Genomic DNA, 20,989 nt, shown 5'->3' with positions numbered 1-20,989 from the left:
CGCAAAGACTTAGTCACTGTTGTCCGACTTTAAAACTGTTTTCTGCAAAGCCGCGACATCGCGGAACAGGCGTGGCAGGCGGCGCAATGCCTTGTAGGTTTCCAGTTGGGTTTCCATCTTGGTCGCGGGATAGCCCAGCATGACGCGGCCCGCCGGAACCGAGGACAGAACCTTGGTGCCGCCGCCGCAAATCACGCGGTCGCCGATGGTCAGATTGTCGCCCACGCCGGTCATCCCGCCAAGGACGACGTTGTTGCCCACCACCGTCGATCCGGCCACGCCGACACCTGCGCACAGCAGCGTGTCGTTGCCGATGACACAGTTGTGGCCGACCTGTACCTGGTTGTCGATCTTGGTGCCGTTGCCGATGCGGGTGGCGCGGATGGTGCCGTTGTCGATGGTCGAATTCGCGCCCAGTTCCACGTCATCCCCGATGATCACAGCCCCCAGCGAATGGATGCGTGCATAGGCCTGCGGCTTGGCGTCGTTGTCTGCGCCCAGCGTGGCGCGGGCCTGTTCGGCGGCAGACACCTCGGGCGTGACAAAGGAAAACCCGTCAGGGCCAACACGCCCGCCCGGCTGCGCGATAAAGCGGTCACCGATCTGGCAATAGGCGCCGATGCTGACCTGTTCGCGCAAGTAAGCCTCTGCCCCCAGCACGGCCTGTGTGCCGATGAAACACTGCGGCCCAATGACCGAGCCCGCGCCGATGCGCGCGCCTGCCATCACCACAGACAGTGGGCCGATGCTGACGTCGTTGCCAATCTCGGCGGTGGGATCAATCACGGCCGTGGGGTGGATGCCGGTGCCGAACCCCTGCCCGCGGTCCATCATCCGCGTCAGCCCCGACATGGCGAAGCGGGGCCGCGCAGGCACGATCGCCGCCTCAAGCCCCAGCGCCTGCCAGTCGGCCCCCTGCCACAGCACGGCGGCACGCGCAGCGCCCTGCGACAGGCTTTCGGCATATTTGGCCGAGGTCGCCATCGCCAGTTGATCGGCGGTGGCCAGTGCAGGTTCGTTCACGCCCGCGATCAAAAGGTCAACGGCGCCAAAGGCCTCCGCCCCCAGCGCCGCTGCAATCTCTTTCACCGTATAAGACATATGCGTACCCCTTTGCGGGGAACACTGTCCCCAGTTGGGGTCCGAATTACCCTTGAACCGCGCGCAAGGCCACCCCTGCCTGTGACAGGGCGTTCCAGATCTTGGCGTCGCGACCATAGACATCGCGGCGGTACTGGGTGTGGCCCTTGGGCGTGGTGAAGGCTGTGCGATAGATCAGGTGCACCGGCACCGGCTGGTCCAGCGTCACCGTCTGCTCGCGGCCTGTGGCCAGTTTCGACTGGAACAACCCCTTGGGGTCGCTCGTCTGTTTGGCCAGCAGCGTATAGGCAAAGTCGAACGGATCGGCCAGCCGCACACACCCATGGCTGAATGCACGGGATTCGCGGGCAAACAGGTTCTTGGACGGCGTGTCGTGCAGGTAGATGTTGTACTGGTTCGGGAACATGAATTTCACCAGACCCAGCGCGTTGCCCTTGCTGGGCGGCTGACGCATTGCAAACGGAAAGGTGCGCGCCGTGTACTGGCTGAAGTTCACCGCGCCACGGTTGACCTTGCGGCCTTTGCTGTCGGTGATCTCGATGTGGCTGACCGCATTGGGATTGCGTTGCAGTGCGGGCAGGTATTCCTTGGTCACGATCGAGCGCGGGACATACCAGCTGGGATTGATGACCATGAATTCCATGACATCCGAAAACTCGGGCGTCGGACGGTCGGAGTTGGTGGCCCCCACAACCGAACGGGTTTCAAAGGTGACCTTGCCGTTGTCGACAACCTTGGCGGTGAAATCGGGGATGTTCACCAGAATATGACGGCGGCCGCGTTCCTGGTTCACCCAGCGTTCACGCTCCATCGCCACGATGATGGATTGCAGACGTTCCTGCACCGAGCGGTTCATTTCAACGATGGTGGTCTGTCCGGCCACACCGTCGGCGGCCAGCCCGTGCGCCAGTTGGAACTGCTGCACCGCTGCGGTCATTTTTGCGTCATAGGACTGTGATGCGGTGCGGTCCAGAAAACCCATCGCCATAAGACGGTTGCGCATGATCACGACAGCATTGCCCGACTGGCCGGGTTTCAGCGACGCCGCGGGCACTTTCTGACCCCAGCCGCCTTTGGCCAGCAAACGTTCCATCCGCAGCTTTTCTTTCATCAACGCGGTGTATTCTTGGGTTTTCGGCGGCAGCGCCTTGAGGAAACCCGAAGGCGAGGATTTGACGAAGTTCACCAGATAGGACGTGCGGTCACGGTAAGGCACCTGACGCACGATGCGGCTGTCGATGCGCGACGGCACCAGAACGCCGGTTTGCACGTCGCGGGAATATTGCAGGAACACGCGGCTCAGCTCGACCTCGACCAGACCCAGATCGCGGGGTGATCTGGCCGCCTTCATCTTGGCCATCAGGCTTTGGGGGTCATAGCGCGACACCGGCAGACCGTGGTCGCCTGCGTTGCTCAGCGCTTTGATCAGCTCGGCCCGGCGTTTGCGTTCGCGGCCCGTGTTGCCCGTCCAGATGCTTTTGTAGCCGTTTGCCTGATAAAAGGCCGCGATGTCCTTGTCGCGTGCAGCCCCTTCGGCCACCGCCTGTTTAAACGCAGTGACCTGCGCGGTTGCGGGCGTCGGTGCGCTCCACAGTGTAAGTATGGTGGCCAGCGCAGCGAAGACCGCCCAAATTCTGTTGCCTGTAAGCGTCATATTTCCCCCAATTGGAATGGTCGCAGACTGTTGATGACGTTTTTCCTACGTCTACAATAGGGGTGTCCACTCACTTTTACGCGGGAAAATGGATAAGTTTCTCCCCTGCGGCTGGCTTGCATCGGTCATGGGCCGAAAAAGCACATATGCCCGAATATGCGCAAAAATTCGCCTAAAACTCTTGATAGATGGAACCGGCGGGATTCAGCACTTGGTTAACGATTCTCGCTATGTAATACAGGTCTCACATCTGGGGATGAGATGAAATTGGCGGTGTAACATCACGGTCAGGCAGAACTACGGGACGCGCAGAATCATGAATGACAATCGCTCTACGGGTATGACCCGCCGCGCTCTTTTGGGCGCATTCGCGGCAACCACAGTTGTTGCAGCACCCACTTTCGCCAACGCAGCCGGCTTTTTGCGCGGCGCGGGCGACATCCGACGTATCAAAATGTATTCGGGCCGCACCGGTGAGCGGCTTGATATGATCTATTGGATCGAAGGCGACTACATCAGCGACGCCTTCAAGGAAATCAACCACTTCATGCGCGACTGGCGCACTGACGACGTGGTCAAGATGGACCTGCGAACCGTGGACATCATGGCCGCAGCCCACAACCTGATGGACGTGAACGAACCCTACATGTTGTTGTCGGGCTACCGTTCGCCCAAGACCAACGCCATGCTGCGGTCGCGCAGCGGCGGTGTGGCTAAGAATTCGCTGCACATGCGTGGACAGGCCGCTGACCTTCGGCTGGCATCGCGGTCGGTCAACCAGATGGCCAAGGCAGCGTCGGCCTGCCACGGTGGTGGCGTCGGACGGTACTCGGGCTCGAACTTTGTTCACATGGATTGCGGCGCAGTGCGTAGCTGGGGCGGCTGAACAGCCACCTGCATGCAGATTTGCGAAAAAGGGCGCCGGGTCGGCGCCCTTTTTGCTGCGCGGGTGCGGGACTGCTTGAAACTCGGGGGATGAGAGAAGCAGTGTCGCGCAGTTGAATATGTAACGTGGCACGCAGGCAAAGGTTCCGCCCTTGCCATGATTTTTTGCCCAGGTTTCTCTGCAAGGCGTCAGGTTGGGGCTGCCCCTGCCCCGCGACAGTCACACAGATGCCAAGGTCCGTGCTTGGTCTTTGCCAAATCGGGCGCGGTCCATGCGCGGCACTGCGGACAACAGCAACTTGGTATAGGGATGCTGCGGATCGTTCAGCACGCGGTTGGTCGGGCCGGTTTCCACGATCCTGCCGTTCAGCATGACCGCGATGCGGTGGCTGACCCGTTCGACCACGGCAATGTCATGGCTGATAAACAGCATCGACACGCCGTCGCGCTGCTGGATGTCGGCCATCAGGTCGGTGATCCGCCGCGCGTTCGACACGTCCAGCGCCGACACGGCCTCGTCTGCGACGATGATCTGCGGGCGCACCGACAGGGCGCGCGCGATGCAGATGCGCTGACGCTGACCGCCAGAGAACTGGTGCGGATAGCGGTCCACCGCATCGGCCGGCAGGCCGACACGCGCCAACAGCTCTAACGCCATCGCCCTGCGCTGTTTTGCAGACACCATCCCGTGCAGAAAGGCAGGTTCGGTCACCACGTCGCGGATCGACATGCGCGGGTTCAGCGATGCATAGGGGTCTTGAAACACCATCTGGATACCGGCGCGGTGCGACTTCAACGCCGCGCGTGACAGCCCGTCGATGCGCGCGCCCCTCAGGGTGATCGCGCCGGCTGACGGCTCGACCAGACGCATGATCGACCGCGCCAGCGTGGATTTCCCGCACCCGGATTCGCCCACCAGCCCCAGCGTTTCGCCGCGTCCCAGCGTGATCGACACATCGCGTACCGCCACCTTGACGCTGCCACCTGAAAACAACCCGCCGCCATAGGTGGTGGTCAGACCACGCACCTGCAATACCGGTTCGGGGTCAGTCAGCGGCGCCGGTGCGCCCGCGCCCAGACGGGGCGTGGCGGCCATCAGTTCCTTGGTGTAATCCGCGCGGGGGGCGGCGAACAGATCTGCGGTAAAGCCTTCCTCGACCTTCACCCCATCTTTCAGCACCACGACGCGGTCGGCAATTTGGGACACCACGCCAAGGTCGTGGGTGATGAACAGCACCGCCATGCCCATTTCGCGTTGCAGCGACGCGAGCAGCTTGAGGATCTCGGCCTGTGTGGTCACGTCCAGCGCCGTTGTCGGTTCGTCCGCGATCAGCACTTCGGGGTCGCAGGTCAGCGCCATGGCGATCATCACACGCTGCCGCAGACCACCCGACAGCTCGTGCGGGTATTGGTCCAGACGCTGTGCCGGGTCGGGCACTTTGACCCGTTCCAGTGCCGCCAGTGCCGCCGCGCGCGCAGCCGTTCCGCGCAGGCCACGGTGCAGTGTCAGCGTTTCGCAGATTTGCGCACCGATGGTCATCACCGGATTAAGCGATGTCATCGGTTCCTGAAACACCATCGCCACACGGTCGCCGCGCAACCGGCGCAGGGCGGCGGCGGGCAGTGTGGTGATATCGGCGGGATGATCCCCGCCAAGGCGGATGCTGCCCCCCGCGATCCGTCCGCCCTCGCGTTCGATCAGACGCAGGATCGACAGTGCCGTGGCACTTTTGCCAGAGCCGCTTTCACCGACCAGCGCCAGCGTCTCGCCACGGTGGATGTCAAAGGACAGCCCGTGCACGGCCTGCGTGGTGCCAAAAGCCACGCGCAGATCGCGCACCGAAAGGACGGGTGGATTGGGGGGCATCACGGTCATTCCGCCGCCAGCTTGGACAAGAAAGGTTGCAGGGGGGCGGTCCAGCGTTGGTTGGACGGGGTCAGGCGCGCCTCGAATGGGTCATCGCCGAAGACCTGCCAATGCACCGTTTCGCCCAGTTCCAGCATCCCCCACGCACGCGCGGGTTCGCCGGCGGTGGTAAAGCTTTCGGTCAGGCTTTGCTGGGTGATGTGCGGCGTGCCATCCACGGTGGTGACGGTGTTCCAGTGCACATGCCCCGCGATGCAGACCAGCGGCACACGCGCCTGTGCCAGCACCTCGCGCACGCGGTCGGCTTGCGGGTATGTGGACAGGCTTTCGTTGCGTTGGAAGTAGTAGTTGCCGATCTGGCTGTGACCCGAACAGGGCACGTGGCTGGCGATCAGCGTCGGCTTGGTGGCGTGTTGCAGCGTGTGGGACAGCCACAGAAGATCGGATTCCGGCAGGTCAAAGCCGATGTCCGGCGCGGTGCGGTGAATTTTGGCATCGGCCCGCCATAGGACCAATTGCCAGTCGCCCAGGTCGATCACCTGGTTGTGCAGATCGACGCCAAGGATCTCTTCGTTTTCGGCCACGGTCAGGTGGTCGCGGTCATGGTTGCCACAGATGTGGTAAACCGGTGCGTTCAAACGGGCGAACACATCGGCCACTTCGCCTTCCAGACGCAGGTCGGTCTGGGTGTCGATGTCGGAAATCCGGTCGCCCAGATCCAGAACCAGATCGGGCTTTTGCGCGTTGGCCCAGTCGGCAAACTGGCCCAGCAGGTCCAGCGCGGTGTCGCCCCGTTTGGTGTGCGACGGCGCGCCGTGGTGAATGTCGGTGACGATGGCAATGCGGGTCATGCAAAGCACTCCTGTAAGGATGGCGGATCAGGGTGGCGGGCCGGGCGCAACACGCGCCCGGCCCTGCTGGTGTCAGCTTCCGGCCAGCGAAATGCTGCCTGCGCGGAAATCCAGAACATAGGGGATATGGCCGGGCATCGGCGCCCAGTTGATCGCGGTTTTCATGCCCCAGCTTTCAAAGGGACGGTACAGCGGCAGAACGGCGGGGTCAGCTTTCACCCGTTCCATCAGCTCGGCATAGGCCGCCTTGCGCACGGCGACATCGGTGGAATAGCGGAACCGGTCCCATGTCTTGGCATAGGCTTCGTCGGTGTTGAAACGCCCCTCGCTTTGCGACGGGCCATCGGGCGCCCACATCACGCCGAACGAGCCAAAGGGATCGGCGAAATACATCGGGTTCGACCAGTTGCGCGCCATCAGGTCGGGCGAATTGCCGGTCCATTTGTCGCCGACCACGATCTTGCCGTTGATGCCGACAGCGGCCCACATCTCCATGATCGCCTGCGCGGCCAGAACGCCGTTGGTGTAATAGCTGGGTGCGGTGTCATAGGTGATCTCGAACCCGTCATAGCCCGCTTCTGCCAACAGCGCCTTGGCACGCTCGGGGTCATATTCGAAGGTCACCAGATCGGGTTGGTGCAGTTCGCCCATTTCGGCCATCGTATGGGTCGACGGCACAATCGCCTTGCCCAGCCACAATGCCTCGTTCAGCGCGTCGCGGTCGATGGCCAGGCTCATCGCCTGACGGATGCGCGGGTCTTCCAGCTTGGGGTGGTTCTGGTTCATGATCATCACATGAAACAGCGCCGTGGCCGACCCTGCGGTTTTCAGCGCCGGATCATTGTCGATCAGCGACAGCTGGTCGGGGGCGATGTTGGTGACAATATCAGCCTCGCCGGTTTTCAGCGCGGTGACGCGGCTGGCGGTTTCTGCGATCTGCACGACGTTCACACGTTCCAGCGGTGCCTTTTCACCCCAGAAATCGTCGAAACGGGTCCAGACCAGTTTTTCCCCCGGCTGAAAGCTTTCGATCTTGTAAGGACCGGTGCCGACGGGCGCGAGGGCAAAGGCCTCGAAATCGCTGTCTTCGGCCACGTCTGGGTCACCGGTCAGCGCCTTGGTGTAGGCTTCGGGAATGATCATGACCTGTTGCAGCGAGATCAGCGTTTCCCACAGCGGTTCCTCGCGGTTGGCGTGGATGCGGATGGTGCTCTCGTCAACCTTCTCGGCTTCGGGAAAGTTGGCCAGACGGTCCTTGGCGCGCACCACATAGGGCGGGAACGTGGCCTGCATCATCCGGTTCAGCGAAAAGATCACGTCGTCGGCGGTCATCGGGTCGCCGTTGTGAAATTTGACACCATCGCGCAGTTTCAGTTCCATCACAGTAGGACTGATCAGCTCCCAGGATGTGGCCAGCGCAGGCACCCATTCGGGCTCAAGCTTGGTGTGGTCGCGGTCGATCAGCGTGTCAAAGCTGTTGTAATAGAACTGCGATCCCACGTTCGAATGGTCGCGGCCGGGGTCAAGGTACGGGGCCATGTTGGCGGCACCCACGGTGATTTCCTGTGCGGTGGCAGCCAGCGGCAGCACGGCAAGGGCGGTGGTCAGCATCAGTCGGAACATCATGTTCTCCAGGGTTCGGTTGCAATGTGTGTGTTCGGCCGCTTGGTGCGCGGCTCTTTGGGGTTGTTATCGGTCGCGCAGACGGACATCGGCGCGGTCGCGCAGCCAGTCGCCCATGATCTGCACGGAAAAGGTCAGCGCCACGATCAGCGCGGCAGGCACCAGCACGATCCACGGCGCGGTCGGCATATAGTCGCGGCCCAGCCCCACCATCGACCCAAGCGATGGCTGTGGCGGCTGCACGCCAAGGCCCAGAAAACTAAGCGTGCTTTCCAGGATCACGATGTTGGACAGCGCCAGCGTGAACTGCACCACAAGGGGCGACACGAGGTTGGGCAGCACATGGCGGCAAGCGATGTAGACCGGCCCTGCCCCGGCGGTCCACGCCGCCTCGATGAACGGCAGTGCCGACAGGCGGCGCACCTCGGCGCGCACGATGCGGGCGTATTGTTCCCATCCGGCGATGCCCAGAACCAGCACCAGCACGGTCAGGTTCGACCCCAGCAACGACAGGATCAGCAGCGCCACCAGCGTAAAGGGAATGGCGATCTGCATGTCGACCAGCGCCATAATCCCATCCTCGACCCAGCCGCGGCGCAGTCCGGCCACCAGCCCCAGCGTGCCGCCGATCACCAGCCCGATCAGCGCACCGGCAAAGGCCAGCGTCAGCGTCAGGCGCATCCCGTACAAACTGCGCGACAGCACATCGCGGCCCAGCTCGTCGGTGCCCGCGACATGACCTGTGGCGAAACGTTCAAATCCAAGCGGCGGGCGCAGACGGCTCAGCAGGCTTTGATCCAGCGGGCCAAAGGGCACGATCCACGGCGCAGACACCGCCAGCGCGAACAGCAGGATGGCAATCCCGATGGCAATTTTCTGGATGAAATCGGTGCTGCCTTTGCGGCGCGGGGCGATGGCGGGATCTGCAAGCGTTGTCATGATACGGGCTCCTTAACTGCGGGCCAGCCGGATGCGCGGGTCGGCCAGCGCATAGGACACGTCCGTGATGGCGTTGATGGCGACGACAGCCACGGCCACGGTGATCACGCCGAACTGCAAGACGGGGTAATCCCGCACCAATGCGGCATTCACCAAAAGCTGCCCAATGCCCGGCCAGGAAAAGATGCTTTCGACCACGACACTGCCCGCAGCGGCCAGCCCCGCAACCTGCAAGCCGATCACCGAAATGACGGTGACACCGGCGTTGCCCAGCCCGTGGCGCAGCACCACGCGTGCCTCGCCCAGCCCCTTGGCCTGTGCGGTGCGGATGAAATCCTGCCCCAGCACGTCCAGCATGGCATTGCGGGTAAACCGCGTCAGCGCCGCGATCAGCACACCCGACATGGCGATGGTCGGCATGATGAAATGGGCAAAGCTGCCGTTGCCCACCACCGGCAGCCAGTTGAGCCAGTAGGAAAAGACCAGCACCATCACGATGGCCAGAATGAACGACGGCACCGCATATCCCGCAAAGGCCACCATCATCACCGCTGAGCCGATCCAGCTTTTGCGATAGATCGCGCCCAGTATCCCCAGCGGGATCGCCACCAGCAAGGTGAACCCGACCGAGGCCAGCAACAACTGCCCCGAGGCCCACAGCCGGTCGCTGACCACTTCGGTCACGGGGCGCCGGTCGACAAAACTTAGCCCGAACTCGCCTGACACGGCACCGCGCAAGAACGCCAGGTATTGCTGCCACAACGAGCCATCCAGTTGGAAATACCGGATCAGTTCGGCACGGCCCTCTTCGGTCAGCCCGTCGCCCAGAAAGGTGTCGATCGGGTTGCCGGACAGGCGGGTGGCGATAAAGGTGATCGTGGCGATGGCGAACAACGTCACCACCGATTTTATCGCGACACGGATCAGATAAGGGATCATTGGATGATGCTCCTTTGAATATGGACGAAGGGCATGTTCAGGGCTGCGGCGGCGGCCCCGTCGGTCAGGACATTGTCCCCGACAAAGACAGCGTCCTGCGCGGACACACCGCTGCGCGTCAGCGCCATGGTCAGCATCATCGGGTCGGGTTTGCCCAGACTGCGCCATTCCAGTTCCGGTTGGATCGCCCGCAATGCCGCCAGCAATGCGCCGGTTTCCGCGACGGGCCGGGTGTCATGTCCGGGGTGCGACAGGTCTTCGTTGGACACCCACAGCGGTGCGCCCTGCCCGACCTGCGTCAGGATCGGCCCCATGGTGTCCACCGTCACACTGGCGTCGCGGCACAGGAGCACCGCTTGCGGCACGTCGGCCGTGGGGTCGATGCCCAGTTCAACCGCGCGGGCGATCAACGCGGCGCTGGCAAACACACGGGCGCGGCGGATGTTTTCCACATGGGCCAGATGTTCCAGCATCGTCTCGCCCGCCAGCAAGATACGCGCTGCCGGAACCGCAAGCCCCAAACCCGCCAGTTGCCGCGACATCGCGCGCGCGGTGCTGTCCGAGGCGTTCGACACAATCCACAGACGGTCACCGCAGGCCGCCACAAAATCCGCCGTTTCGGCAAAAGGGCGTCCCTGGGCAATCAGGCAACCGTCCAGATCGCACAGCACCAGGCGCGCATCTGCAACGGCGCGCGCGTCCAGTCGTGTGTACCGATGGGCCACCGGATAAAGTGTCGTCGCAACGTCCAAGGGGCTGTCTCCCGTCTTGTGCGGGGCACCTGCCGCGCATCTGCGGCGACCTTTGACGGGGTTGTGTGATGTTCCTGTAACAAAGCAAACCTAGGCTAAGGTTTAAGCAAACCCGCAGTATGGAATCGTGAAAAAATGAGCCTCAGCACCGCCCGTCTGAACGCCATCCGCGCCGTGGCCGAAGGCGGATCTTACGCAGCCGCTGCCCGACTTTTGTGCGTGACGCAGCCCAATATCTCTGCCCAGGTCCGTGCATTGGAAGCAGAATTCGGCCTGCGCCTGTTCTTGCGGGAATCAGGGCAACTGCGCCCGACGACGCTGTGTCTGAAACTGTGCGATCTGGCCGAACGCGCCGCCGAAGCGCAGGACGAGGCAGAGCGTTTGCTGCGCAGCCGGTCTTCTTTGCGCGCAGGGCGCATTGCCATCGGGTTGGGCAACGCGATGCCGGGCATGGCGGTGATTGCCGCCTTTCACCGCGCCTTTCCGGGGGTGACGCTGGATGTGGAAACCGGCTCGCACCAGAAAATCGCGCGCGCTGTCCTGAACCACGAATGCGACATCGGGGTGCTGCCGGATGTGCCCGCCGATCCGCGCTTTCGCCGCGAACATCTGGCCAGGTCCGAGGTGATCGCCATTGCCCCCGCCGGTCATCCGCTGGCCAAGGCCGCCGAGATCACCGCCGCACAGCTGTCACGCGAGCCGCTGATCTTTCGCGCCAGCGGATCGTCCACGCAGCGGGCGGTGGAGCGGATGTTTGCCCGTGCCAACCTGACCCCGCAGCCCTTCCTGACGTTGGACGCCCGCGACGGGTTGTACGAAGCGGTCGTAAACGGGCTGGGCGTGGGGTTCATGTGGCGTGCCAGCACCGGCCGCACCGACGGTGTGGCGCGGTTGCCGATCGTCGAGATGCGCGGCCTTGCCACCCACGAGACGGTGTTCAGCCTGAAAGAAACCCGGAACCAGATCGTCGACGCCTTTTACGGCATCGCCAAAGCGCACGAGGTCGCAACGCGCGGCGGCTAGGTGGGTTATTTCGGTCCCTGCCGCTTGAACGCATCGGCCAGCGCCGAGCCGAATGCGCCTTGCGACTCCGCCTTGGGGGCGGATGACATGGGGGCTTTGCCGCGCGGTTTCGGCCTGTCGGCGGGGGCTGCACGAGGGGCGGATTTGTCGCCCCCGTCTTTGCGCATCGTCAGGCCGATCCGTTTGCGGGGCACGTCGACCTCGGTCACGCGCACGCGCACCACGTCGCCTGCCTTGACCACCTCGTGCGGGTCCTTGACGAAACGGTCGGCCAACTGGCTGACATGCACCAACCCATCCTGATGCACCCCGATGTCCACGAATGCGCCAAAGGCCGCGACGTTGGTCACCGTGCCCTCAAGCGACATGCCCGGTTTCAGGTCGGTGATGCTGTCGATACCTTCGGCAAAGGTGGCCGTCTTGAACGCAGGGCGCGGGTCGCGGCCCGGCTTTTCCAGTTCGGCCAGAATATCGCGCACAGTGGGCAGGCCAAAGCTGTCGTCGACAAACTGTTCGGCCCGCAGGCCCGACAGCGCGCCGCTGTCCCCCATGATCGACCGCACGTCACGCCCGCAGGCCTGCACGATCTTGCGCGCCACGCCGTAAGCTTCGGGGTGGACGGACGAGGCATCCAGCGGCTCGTCGCCCTGCGGAATGCGCAGGAAACCGGCGCATTGCTGGAACGCTTTTGGGCCAAGACCTGCGACCTTCAACAACGCCTTGCGTGTGGCAAAGGCGCCGTTGGCATCGCGGTGCGTGACAATGTTTTGCGCCAGCGACGGGCCCAGCCCCGCGATATGCGACAGCAAGGGGGCCGAGGCCATGTTCAGATCGACCCCAACTGCGTTCACCGCATCCTCGACCACCGCCGCCAGCGATTGCGCCAGTTGCCGCTGATCGACGTCGTGCTGATACTGGCCGACGCCAATCGCCTGCGGTTCGATCTTGACCAGTTCGGCCAGAGGGTCCTGCAACCGTCGTGCAATCGACACGGCGCCGCGAATGGACACATCCACATCGGGGAATTCCAGCGCCGCCAGTTCCGACGCCGAATAGACCGACGCCCCCGCTTCGGACACGATCACCGGCGTGGGGCGCGCGGTGCCCGCGGGCAGACGTTTCAAAACGTCCCCCACCAGCTTTTCCGATTCGCGGCTGGCGGTGCCGTTGCCGATGGCGATCAGGGCGACGCCATGTTTGCGGATCAGGTGCAGCAGGGTTTCTTCGGCCCCGCGCAGGTCGTTCTTGGGCTGGAACGGATAGATCGTTGCCGTGTCGATCAGCTTGCCGGTCTGGTCCACCACGGCGATCTTGCAGCCGGTGCGAATGCCGGGGTCCAGCCCCAGCGTGGCGCGTGCACCCGCAGGGGCGGCCAGCAACAAGTCCTTCAGGTTGCGGGCAAAGACCTCGATTGCGGTGGCATGGGCACGGCGGCGCAGGTCGGTCAGAAGGTCCATGAACATGGTCCCGCTCAGCTTGATCCGCCATGTCCACGCCGCCGCCTCGCGCAGCCACATATCGCCGGGCCCGTCGCCCGGAATGCCGATTTCCGACGCGATGATCCCGATGACACGCGGCAGACCGGTGTCGGGATCAGGGGCGATGTCGACGGTCACGATGTCCTCTTTCGCGGCGCGCAGAATGGCCAGCGCCCGGTGCGACGGGATTGCGGCCCATTTTTCCGAATGGTCGAAGTAGTCCGAAAATTTCGCACCCACCTCTTCCTTGCCCTTGTTCACCTTGGCGGTGATCAGCGCCTCGGCCTGCATAAGCTGGCGCAGGCGGCCCAGCAAAGCGGCGTTTTCGCCCAGCTCCTCGGCCAGAATATCGCGCGCGCCGGTCAGCGCATCCTTTTCGGTCTCGACGGTTTCGGACAGATACCCTTTGGCCAGCGCCACGGGCTCTGCCGCACGATCCGCCAGAATCGCACGCAGCAGCGGCTCCAGCCCGTTTTCACGCGCGATCATCGCCTTGGTGCGCCGTTTGGGTTTGAACGGCAGGTACAGATCCTCAAGCACCGCTTTGGTGTCCGCCCTGGCAATGTCGCGGGCCAGCGCGTCGGTCAGTTTGCCCTGGCTTGTGATTTCGGACAGGATGCTGGCGCGGCGCTTTTCGAGATCGCGCAGGTAGTCCAGACGTTCGGCCAGCTTGCGCAGCTGCGTGTCGTCCAGCCCGCCTGTCACCTCTTTGCGGTAACGCGCGACAAAGGGCACCGTGTCGCCGCCATCCAGCAAGGCAACGGTCGCCGTCACCTGTTCGGGCCGCGCGTCGATGTCGGTGGCGATGGTACGGGCAATGCGATCTGCAACGGCGGTCATGGCGGAGATTCCTTTGAAAGTCGGACGCCTGTGATAACGCCGCAGGCGTTCTTCGCCAAGCCACGCCTGCGACTTTGCGCTGTAGCTTAAGCGGATTTTCGGGATGGGAAGTGGCGGACCATAGAGGATTCGAACCTCTGGCCTCTGCCTTCGGAGGGCAGCGCTCTATCCAGCTGAGCTAATGGTCCACTAGGGGGCGGTATAGCTTTGAGGGTGCGGGGCTGCAATTGTTAAATCACCCCGATGGTGCAGTTGTTTGCCGGGGACGCCCAAGGGGGCCAGCCCCCCGCCCTGCGGGCGTCCCCCGGGATATTTGTCGCCAAAAGAAGTTTGCGGTCAGGCAAAGAGGTCGTGAGCCAACTCCAGCGCATCGACCAGCGCGTCGACCTCTTGGGTGGTGTTGTACATGCCAAAGGACGCGCGGCAGGTGGCGGTCTGGCCAAGGTGTTCCATCAGCGGGCCCGCGCAATGGTGACCTGCACGCACGGCGACGCCCTTTTTGTCCAAGATGGTCGACACGTCATGGGCGTGGGCCGCCCCATCAAGGGTAAAGCTGAAGATCGCCCCCTTGTCCGGCGTGGTGCCCTGCACTTGCAGCCAGTTCAGACCGCCAAGGCGCTGCACGGCGTAGTCGCGCAAGGTTGCCTCGTGGTCGGCAATCGCCTGCATCCCGTGGCCCATCATATAGTCCAGCGCGACGCCCATGCCGATCATCTGGACGATGCCGGGCGTGCCGGCCTCGAACTTCATGGGGGGGTCGTTGTAGGTGACTGCTTCTTTGGTGACTTCGCGGATCATGTCGCCGCCACCCATGAAGGGCTGCATTTCGGCCATGCGGTCGGGATGGACGTAGATCGCGCCGGAACTGGAGGGGCCGTAAAGCTTGTGGCCTGTGATGGCGTAGAAATCGACACCAAGATCCTGCACGTCTACGGGCATGTGCACGGCCGCCTGGCTGCCATCGACCAGCACGGGCACGCCCTTGGCGTGGGCGCCTGCGCAGATCGCTTTGACATCGACGTGGGTGCCCAGAACATTGGACATATGGGTGACGGCGACCAGTTTCGTCTTGGGGCCGATGGCGTCAATGACGGCCTGCGGGTCCAGCGCGCCGGTGCTGTCCACGTCGACCCATTTGATCACCACGCCCTGCCGCTCGCGCAGGAAATGCCAGGGCACGATGTTCGCGTGGTGCTCCATCACGCTCAGCACGATTTCGTCCCCGGGCTGAAGGCGCGGCATAGCCCAGCCATAGGCGACCATGTTGATCCCCTCGGTGGTGCCCGAGTTGAAGATGATGTCATCCTCGGAGCCTGCATTGAGGAACCGCGCGATGGTGCCGCGCACGGCCTCGTATTTGTCGGTCGCAAGGTTCGACAGGTAATGCAGGCCACGGTGCACATTGGCGTATTCATGGGCATAGGCCTGTGTGATCGCGTCGATCACCACCTGCGGCTTTTGCGCCGATGCGCCATTGTCCAGGTACACCAGCGGCTTGCCGTTCACCTCGCGCGACAGGATCGGAAAATCGGCGCGTATTTTTGCGACATCATACATTGGCATCCAGCCCCCAAACTCCCAGCCCTGTCACGGCCAGCAAAATCATTATTCCGAAGATAAAGCCGATCATCAGGACGACCATCAGCCCAAAGGCCTTCCATGCGGAGGCAAAGGACAGCGCCTGTGCGATGAAATTGGCCATGATCCACAGACCCACAAACATCACCGCCATGGCGAACATGCCCGCCAATGCAGGCGAAACAAGCGCCAGCACCACCACGGCCGCCTGGCCCACCGCACGCAAGGCTTGCAGCCACGTCAGCACGATTGCGATGTCTTCCAGCGCACCCTGCCCGCCCACGACACGACCGGCCCAGTGCAGCACATGAACCGTCACCAACAGCCCGCCCGCCAGCAAGGCGAACAGCATCAGCGGGTTCATCAGGATCGACGGCAGTGGCACCGGTGAGGGAAACAAAAGCTCGGACAGCCCCGCAAGGATCGCGTTCATGCAACTGACCAGAACCAGTGCCATCCAGATGACACCGCGCGGCAATTGCCAGTTGATCAGTTGCGCCGCCGCAGCCCGCGGGTTGCGCAGGGTCAGTGCCACCAGCCCGCCCCAGTTCATATCGCCCAAGGTCATGTATGCGCCCTTTCCTGAGCAAGCGAGCCGCTGATCCAGAACCAGCCAAAGACCGACAGCCAGACCACACCGACCGAGGTCAACGCAGGACCAACGCCGATAAAGCCGGCAACCAGACCATGCAGCAATATCAGCGGGCTAGAGGCCAGAACCGCCCAGAACAGCGCCAGCCGTGCGCCATATCCGGTGCCGTGACCGCCCAGCACGCGGCCCAACAGCCGCGCGACAAAGGCCAGCACATAGAGCACCAGCGGCATGATAAAGATCCACGCCAGCAGCGTGCCGCCCATCAGCATCTGGAAATCCTGCCCCGTCAAATGCGCCTCGCGCGACAGACGCGGCAGTTGCGCGACAAAGACGATCAGACAGCCCGCCATCACGTAGACCAGCGCACGGTCCTCTCGCGGACCCTGCGCCAGCAATTTGCGGATCACCGCAGCCGGCCCCCGATAGGTGGCCACGATGTCGGTTGTGACCGCCATCAGCTTCGGTGACGCTCGAGCCAGCCCGCCATGCGGGTTTCGATGTCGGCACGCAGGTCTTCGTTTTCGATTTCCTGAACCGCTTCGGCCAGGAACGCTAGTGTCAGCAGGTTCGTTGCCGCCTCTTCGGGCACACCGCGCGAGCGCAGGTAGAACAACGCCTCTTCGTCGATCGCACCCGAGGTCGAGCCGTGCGAACAGGCCACATCGTCGGCGTAAATCTCAAGCTCGGGCTTGGCCAGAAACTGGCTGTCGCCGTCCAGCAACAGCGACTGGCTGATCTGGTAGCCGTCTGTTTTCTGGGCGCCGGCCTTGACCAAGATCTTGCCCTGGAACACGCCGGTGGCGCCATTGCGCAGCACCTTTTTGAACACCTGACGGCTTTGGCAGTTCACCGCGTCATGGGTGATAAACACGGTGTCATCGTGGTGAAAATCACCGTCCCCCACACAGGCACCGGCCACATGGGCCACCGCATCGTCGCCGGTCAGCTCAAGCACGCAGTCGTTGCGCGTCAGCTTGCCGTTGGCGGTCAGGGTGAAGGATTTGAACGTGCTTTCGGTGCCCAGTCGCGCAAACACGTGGGTTGCGGCCACACGCTGGTGATCGCGCCCTTGGGTGCGGACGTGGTGGAAGGCCGCCGTATCGGCCACGTCCACTTCCATCACCGTGTTCAGGCGCGCCGCCGCTGGACCGCTTTCCAGCAAGGTCAGCGATGCGCCCTGCTCAAGCTTGACCACGTGGTGCAGCATCACATCGGCGCTGTCGCTTGTGCGGTTGTAGATCACGTTCACCGGCTTGGACGGATTGCCCGTCACGCGGATCAGCAAACCGTCGGTGGCAAAGGCCGTGACCAGCGCAGCAATGGGCCGCGCTACGGGCGTTTGCCCTGCGGTTTCCAACGTCCCATGCAGCGATTGCGCCCAATGGATGTCGGCCGTGGTGTCGGCCAGACGGCTGATCTCGATCCCCTCAAGCGCCAGATCGTCCGAGGCATCGGCGTCAAACACGCCATCCACGAACACTGCACGCAGACACGGTTCGCCGTCCATCAACGGCGTTTCGTCGTTGTTCACGACCTCGGCTGTGGCGGCTGTCGCCTGAACCAGCGCATCGGGGCGGGTGAATTTCCAGTATTCGTCCCGACGGCCCGGCAGGCCCATCGCGCGCAAACGCGCCAGTGCATCGGCGCGCGACGCTGCCGACCAGCCGTCTTGCGGCAGGGTCAGCGTGTCGATCCGCGCCTCGGTCTCGGCTGTGTTGATCTGTTTCTTGACCGCCATTACACCACCTCGGACAGGATGTCTGTGTAGCCGTTGTTTTCGACTTCCAGCGCCAGCTCGGGGCCGCCTGTTTTGATGATCCGACCGTCGGCCATGATGTGCACAACGTCGGGTTTGATGTGGTCCAGCAGACGCTGGTAGTGGGTGATCACGAGGAACCCGCGTCCTTCGTCACGCAAGGCGTTCACGCCTTCGGAGACCAGCTTCATCGCATCGACGTCCAGACCCGAATCCGTTTCGTCCAGGATGCACATCTTGGGCTCAAGCATCGCCATTTGCAGGATTTCGTTGCGCTTTTTCTCGCCGCCCGAGAAGCCGACGTTGACGGGGCGTTTCAGCATGTCGGCGTCGATCTTCAGCGTCTTCGCCTTGGCGCGGATCACTTTCAGGAATTCGGCGGCGCTCATTTCCTCTTCGCCGCGTGCCTTGCGCTGTGCGTTCACAGCGGTGCGCAGGAAGGTCATGTTGCCCACACCGGGGATTTCGACCGGGTATTGGAACGCCAGAAACAGACCGGCGGCGGCGCGTTCTTCGGGTTCGATGTCCAGCAGGTCAACGTCGCCCAGATGCGCGGTGCCTTCGGTCACTTCGTATCCGGGACGGCCCGCCAGAACATAGGACAGCGTCGATTTGCCCGACCCGTTGGGGCCCATGATCGCGTGCACTTTGCCCGGCTCGACCTCAAGGTTCACACCCTTCAGGATCTGTTTGTCTTCTTCTTCAAGTTGCACGTGCAAGTTATTGATTTTCAACATATCAGTCTCTTTCTTCATCTCGGGGCGTCAAGCTGACGCCATATGCGGAGCGGCACGCAAAGGTGCCGGGAATTTCGTTTTCAACACGGCGCAGGCGCGGGCGATGCCCTGCGCATAGGCCTGCGGTGGCTGGGCAGAGGCGCGGTCGAAGCCTGCAATATCACCCATGGCGACGGGCGCAATCAGGCTGCGGCCCACGCCGGCGGCATAGTCGTGGTATTTCAGATGGCCCTGCCCTGTGGGCGCGACCCATGTGTTCGGCACACCATACGCATCCGCCACGATCAGCCCGTGCAAGGACGACGCGAACACATGCGCACAGGATGCAATCTGGCGGCAGACCTCGGCGGCGTCGCCACGCGGGTCGATCAGCAGATAGCCCAGATCGGCGGCCAGTGTGGCAGCCTCATCCACCAACGTATGATGCGGCACGATACCGATGCGGTCGGTGCGTTCGGGCACATCTGTGACAACTTCGGAGATCAGCAGACCGGGGTCGCCAAAGCTGTCGATTTCGATCTGCAACAGCGCCGCAGACACCGGCCCGCGCACTGCCGCAATCTGCACATGCGGCAGGAAATCGCGGTTTACCGGCGCCAGCATACCGCTGCCCCATATCCACGGTTTCACACCATCGGCGCGCGGCTCTTGATGGGCACGCCGCGCCACCTGAATGATCGACCCGATGGCGAACAGATCTGCCTTGCCCGCACCCGCATGGGTCACGGGGCGGCCCGATACATGGGCCACCACCATGGCAGAGATCGCGTCACCGAAGTTCGGCACCGCCTTCCACCAATGCAAGGCTATGGGATCACCCGCCGTCATGGATCAGCCCACCGACCCTTCCAGCGAAATCGCGACAAGCGCCTGGGCTTCCATCGCAAATTCCATCGGCAGCGCCTGCAACACGTCCTTGCAGAACCCGTTGACAACCAGCGCCACGGCCTCTTCCTCGTCCATGCCGCGTGACCGACAATAGAACAACTGGTCGTCGTCCACCTTGGACGTGGTCGCCTCGTGCTCGACGCGGCTCGAGTTGTTCTTGACCTCGATGTAGGGCACCGTGTGGGCCCCGCATTTGTCACCGATCAACAGGCTGTCACACTGGGTATAGTTGCGCGATTCCTTGGCCTTGGGGTGCATCGACACTAATCCGCGATAGGTGTTCTGCGCGCGGCCCGCGCTGATCCCCTTGGACACGATCCGCGACTTGGTGCGTTTGCCCAGATGCACCATTTTCGTTCCGGTGTCGGCCTGCTGCATGTTGTTGGCGATGGCGATGGAATAGAACTCGCCCTGTGAATCATCCCCGCGCAGGATGCACGACGGGTATTTCCACGTCACAGCCGAGCCGGTTTCAACCTGCGTCCACATCACCTTGGCCCGGTCGCCCCGGCAATCGGCGCGTTTGGTGACAAAGTTATAGATGCCGCCCTTGCCGTTCTCGTCACCGGGATACCAGTTCTGAACAGTCGAATATTTCACTTCGGCGTCTTCTTCGATGATGATCTCGACCACGGCGGCGTGCAGTTGCGCGATGTCGCGTGCGGGTGCGGTACACCCTTCCAGATAGGACACATAGCTGCCCTTGTCCGCGATGATCAACGTGCGTTCAAACTGGCCGGTGTTTTCCGCATTGATGCGGAAATAGGTCGACAGCTCCATCGGGCAGCGCACGCCCGGCGGTACGTAGACGAACGATCCGTCCGAGAACACGGCCGAATTCAGCGTGGCATAAAAGTTGTCGCTGACCGGCACGACCGAACCAAGGTATTTCTTCACCAGATCCGGATATTCGCGGATCGCTTCCGAGATCGAGCAAAAGATCACGCCGGCTTTTTTCAGTTCGGCCTGAAAGGTCGTGCCGACGGACACGGAATCGAACACCGCATCCACAGCCACCTTGCGACCTTCGGCGGGGGCGTTTTCCGCGCCTTCGACACCGGCCAGAATCATCTGTTCTTTCAACGGGATGCCCAGCTTGGCATAGGTTTCCAGCAGCTTGGGGTCGACCTCGTCCAGCGACTTGGGCTTGACCTCCATGCTTTTGGGGCGGGCATAGTAGTACTGGTCCTGAAAGTCGATTTCAGGGTAATCCACCATCGCCCAATCGGGTTCTTCCTTGGTCAGCCAGCGCGCATATGCCTCCAGCCGCCATTCAAGCATCCAGGCCGGCTCTTCGTTCTTCTCGGAAATCAGCTTTACGATGTCCTCGGTCAGCCCCTTGGGGGCATATTCCATTTCGATGTCGGTGTTCCAGCCATGCTTGTAGGCACCGCCCACTTCGCGGACTGCATCTACCGTTTCCTGGTCGACACCCTCTTTAACGCCGTCATTTTCCAATACTTTGTCCAAACCAGACTTCCTT

18 protein-coding genes and 1 tRNA gene are annotated in these 20,989 nt (G+C 62.7%); 2 read left to right on the top strand and 17 right to left on the bottom strand.

Going from position 1 to position 20,989, the window contains the following annotated elements; genetic code table 11:
* Positions 1–9: 9 nt before the first annotated feature.
* Both lpxD and AAC077_RS03560 read right to left on the bottom strand, forming a co-directional pair.
* Entirely contained in the window at positions 10–1,101 is a 1,092-nt protein-coding gene (gene lpxD, locus AAC077_RS03565; RefSeq protein ID WP_339766567.1) for a UDP-3-O-(3-hydroxymyristoyl)glucosamine N-acyltransferase, read from the bottom strand.
* Positions 1,102–1,147: 46 nt separating this feature from the next.
* Positions 1,148–2,755 carry a L,D-transpeptidase family protein gene (locus tag AAC077_RS03560; protein WP_339766565.1) on the bottom strand — a complete coding sequence of 536 codons (1,608 nt, stop codon included), beginning with the start codon at positions 2,753–2,755 and terminating at the stop codon, positions 1,148–1,150.
* Between the two features lie 316 nt (positions 2,756–3,071).
* On the opposite strand from AAC077_RS03560, the gene AAC077_RS03555 reads away from it, so the two are divergent.
* Positions 3,072–3,641 carry a DUF882 domain-containing protein gene (locus AAC077_RS03555; protein ID WP_339766563.1) on the top strand — a complete coding sequence of 190 codons (570 nt, stop codon included), beginning with the start codon at positions 3,072–3,074 and terminating at the stop codon, positions 3,639–3,641.
* Between the two features lie 219 nt (positions 3,642–3,860).
* Here the strand turns inward: AAC077_RS03555 and AAC077_RS03550 are convergent, their stop codons facing one another.
* The 6 genes from AAC077_RS03550 to AAC077_RS03525 all read right to left on the bottom strand — a co-directional run bounded on the left by AAC077_RS03550 (position 3,861) and on the right by AAC077_RS03525 (position 10,611).
* Positions 3,861–5,516 carry an ABC transporter ATP-binding protein gene (locus tag AAC077_RS03550; RefSeq protein ID WP_339766562.1) on the bottom strand — a complete coding sequence of 552 codons (1,656 nt, stop codon included), beginning with the start codon at positions 5,514–5,516 and terminating at the stop codon, positions 3,861–3,863.
* The gene (locus AAC077_RS03545; protein ID WP_339766560.1) at positions 5,513–6,358 is read right to left on the bottom strand and encodes a metallophosphoesterase; all 846 of its coding nucleotides are present in this window, start codon (positions 6,356–6,358) and stop codon (positions 5,513–5,515) included. The genes AAC077_RS03550 and AAC077_RS03545 overlap by 4 nt, the downstream gene beginning before the upstream one ends.
* Before the next feature lie 72 nt (positions 6,359–6,430).
* Positions 6,431–7,984 (bottom strand): ABC transporter substrate-binding protein, encoded by a 1,554-nt coding sequence (locus AAC077_RS03540; protein WP_339766558.1) that lies wholly within the window; start codon positions 7,982–7,984, stop codon positions 6,431–6,433.
* A gap of 63 nt (positions 7,985–8,047) precedes the next feature.
* Entirely contained in the window at positions 8,048–8,920 is an 873-nt protein-coding gene (locus AAC077_RS03535) for an ABC transporter permease (protein WP_339766557.1), read from the bottom strand.
* 12 nt (positions 8,921–8,932) lie between these two features.
* Positions 8,933–9,859, bottom strand: coding sequence for an ABC transporter permease (locus AAC077_RS03530; RefSeq protein ID WP_339766556.1), 927 nt, complete (start codon positions 9,857–9,859; stop codon positions 8,933–8,935).
* Positions 9,856–10,611, bottom strand: coding sequence for an HAD hydrolase-like protein (locus tag AAC077_RS03525; protein WP_339766555.1), 756 nt, complete (start codon positions 10,609–10,611; stop codon positions 9,856–9,858). Before AAC077_RS03525 ends, AAC077_RS03530 begins: the two co-directional genes overlap by 4 nt.
* 135 nt (positions 10,612–10,746) lie before the next feature.
* Between AAC077_RS03525 and AAC077_RS03520 the strand changes: the two genes are divergently transcribed.
* Positions 10,747–11,634 (top strand): LysR substrate-binding domain-containing protein, encoded by an 888-nt coding sequence (locus AAC077_RS03520; RefSeq protein ID WP_339766553.1) that lies wholly within the window; start codon positions 10,747–10,749, stop codon positions 11,632–11,634.
* Positions 11,635–11,639: 5 nt separating this feature from the next.
* Here AAC077_RS03520 and AAC077_RS03515 read toward each other — a convergent pair whose 3' ends face one another.
* The 9 genes from AAC077_RS03515 to sufB all read right to left on the bottom strand — a co-directional run bounded on the left by AAC077_RS03515 (position 11,640) and on the right by sufB (position 20,976).
* Positions 11,640–13,952, bottom strand: a complete 2,313-nt coding sequence (locus AAC077_RS03515; RefSeq protein WP_339766551.1) for a Tex family protein — start codon at positions 13,950–13,952, stop codon at positions 11,640–11,642.
* Positions 13,953–14,063: 111 nt separating this feature from the next.
* Positions 14,064–14,140: transfer RNA gene (locus AAC077_RS03510), tRNA-Arg, on the bottom strand.
* Between the two features lie 148 nt (positions 14,141–14,288).
* Positions 14,289–15,509, bottom strand: a complete 1,221-nt coding sequence (locus tag AAC077_RS03505) for a cysteine desulfurase (protein WP_339766549.1) — start codon at positions 15,507–15,509, stop codon at positions 14,289–14,291.
* Positions 15,502–16,098 carry a YIP1 family protein gene (locus AAC077_RS03500; RefSeq protein ID WP_339766547.1) on the bottom strand — a complete coding sequence of 199 codons (597 nt, stop codon included), beginning with the start codon at positions 16,096–16,098 and terminating at the stop codon, positions 15,502–15,504. The genes AAC077_RS03505 and AAC077_RS03500 overlap by 8 nt, the downstream gene beginning before the upstream one ends.
* Positions 16,095–16,580 carry a YIP1 family protein gene (locus AAC077_RS03495; protein ID WP_339766545.1) on the bottom strand — a complete coding sequence of 162 codons (486 nt, stop codon included), beginning with the start codon at positions 16,578–16,580 and terminating at the stop codon, positions 16,095–16,097. Before AAC077_RS03495 ends, AAC077_RS03500 begins: the two co-directional genes overlap by 4 nt.
* A complete protein-coding gene (sufD, locus tag AAC077_RS03490; RefSeq protein ID WP_339766542.1) occupies positions 16,580–17,863 on the bottom strand; it encodes a Fe-S cluster assembly protein SufD in 1,284 nt (427 codons plus the stop codon). The genes AAC077_RS03495 and sufD overlap by 1 nt, the downstream gene beginning before the upstream one ends.
* Positions 17,863–18,618, bottom strand: a complete 756-nt coding sequence (gene sufC, locus AAC077_RS03485) for a Fe-S cluster assembly ATPase SufC (RefSeq protein ID WP_339766541.1) — start codon at positions 18,616–18,618, stop codon at positions 17,863–17,865. The genes sufD and sufC overlap by 1 nt, the downstream gene beginning before the upstream one ends.
* Before the next feature lie 27 nt (positions 18,619–18,645).
* Positions 18,646–19,446: a polysaccharide pyruvyl transferase family protein gene (locus tag AAC077_RS03480; protein WP_339766540.1), complete on the bottom strand. Its 801-nt coding sequence runs from the start codon at positions 19,444–19,446 to the stop codon at positions 18,646–18,648.
* A 3-nt stretch (positions 19,447–19,449) separates the two neighbouring features.
* Positions 19,450–20,976: a Fe-S cluster assembly protein SufB gene (sufB, locus tag AAC077_RS03475; protein ID WP_339766539.1), complete on the bottom strand. Its 1,527-nt coding sequence runs from the start codon at positions 20,974–20,976 to the stop codon at positions 19,450–19,452.
* Positions 20,977–20,989: the final 13 nt, after the last annotated feature.

Source organism: uncultured Pseudosulfitobacter sp. (assembly GCF_963976325.1).
GTDB lineage: Bacteria > Pseudomonadota > Alphaproteobacteria > Rhodobacterales > Rhodobacteraceae > Pseudosulfitobacter.
The sequence above is the reverse complement of the archived record's forward strand: the minus strand, read 5'-3'. Positions and strand labels throughout refer to the sequence as shown.